Source organism: Mycobacterium innocens (genome assembly GCF_900566055.1).
Classification (GTDB): Bacteria; Actinomycetota; Actinomycetes; order Mycobacteriales; family Mycobacteriaceae; genus Mycobacterium; species Mycobacterium innocens.
This window is the reverse complement of the sequence record NZ_UPHQ01000293.1, coordinates 1-1,069: the sequence shown is the minus strand read 5'-3', so window position 1 is coordinate 1,069 and position 1,069 is coordinate 1. Positions and strand designations below refer to the sequence as shown.

Annotated in this window: 2 protein-coding genes; both read right to left on the bottom strand. The window is 59.0% G+C overall.

The window, feature by feature from the left end:
* Positions 1-27 precede the first annotated feature (27 nt).
* Positions 28-537, bottom strand: coding sequence for a transposase (locus tag EET03_RS28035; RefSeq protein WP_122508861.1), 510 nt, complete (start codon positions 535-537; stop codon positions 28-30).
* A 42-nt stretch (positions 538-579) separates the two neighbouring features.
* The gene (locus tag EET03_RS33190) at positions 580-879 is read right to left on the bottom strand and encodes an IS3 family transposase (RefSeq protein ID WP_425271570.1); all 300 of its coding nucleotides are present in this window, start codon (positions 877-879) and stop codon (positions 580-582) included.
* Positions 880-1,069: the final 190 nt, after the last annotated feature.

The following is a 1,069-nucleotide window of genomic DNA, read 5'->3' as shown; positions in this document are numbered from 1 at the left end:
TTAAAGATGTTTCGGTAATTGAATGATTCATGGTCGTAAAGATAGGCCGGCGTGGGCGAGGAAGGCGAAACACAGATCGTAGTTGGAGCCAACGCGGTTGAGCCCGGATTCGGTTGCGGCGTGGGCCTCGTCGATCGTGTCGGGGCATAGGTTTGCCAGCTCAACCGTTTTGACGTTGCCCCACACCATCTCGATGGGATTGAGGTCGTGGGCGTAGCCCGGTAGCCGTTCAACGGTGAGCCACTGTCGCTGGCCGGCGATCCAGGCTGTCATGGCCTTGGACTTGTGTGAGGGCAGGTTGTCCCAGATCAGGGTGATCTTGTCGCCGCTGAAGTGGGCGTGTAGGTCGGTGAGGAACTCGATCAGTGAGTCGGTGTTGTAGGAGCCTTGCTTGATCTGGAACACCAGCGCGGCCTGGCTGGCGTCGGGCCGGTAGGCCAGCGCGCCGGACATCGACAGGCGAGTCCAGGAGAATCGGTGGCGCAGCAGCGGGGTGTGGCCCTTGGGTGCCCAGGTCCCTCTCACCGGGGGAAGCAGGGAGAACCCGCTTTAAAGTTCCCCGGTTTTCCGGAGACTTTTCTATCTGGATTCGGCTGGCTCGGATTGGAGCCTATCCGGTTGGTGTTTGTCGTGTTCGGTGTAGTAGGCCTCCTCGTATTCCTCGGGTGAAAGTCCGTTAAGACCGGCTTGGATGCGGCGCGGGTTGTACCAGCCGTCGATGTAGCGGAACAGTGCTGCGTCTGCTTCCGCTCTGGTAGCGAAAGTGATTGCAGGCCAGTATATTAGCTCGATTTTCAGGGTTGACCACAGGTTTTCCGCCAACCCATTGTCGAAGCTATCCCCGACGCTTCCGGTGAGGGGGCGATGCCGGCGTCGCACAGCCGCTGGGTGAACCGGACCGCGGTATATTGACAGCCCTTGTCGCTATTAAGCCGGATCGGCTTAAAGATGTTTCGGTAATTGAGTGATTCATGGTCGTAAAGATAGGCCGGTGTGGGCGAGGAAGGCGAAACACAGATCGTAGTTGGAGCCAACGCGGTTGAGCCCGGATTCGGTTGCGGCGTGGGCC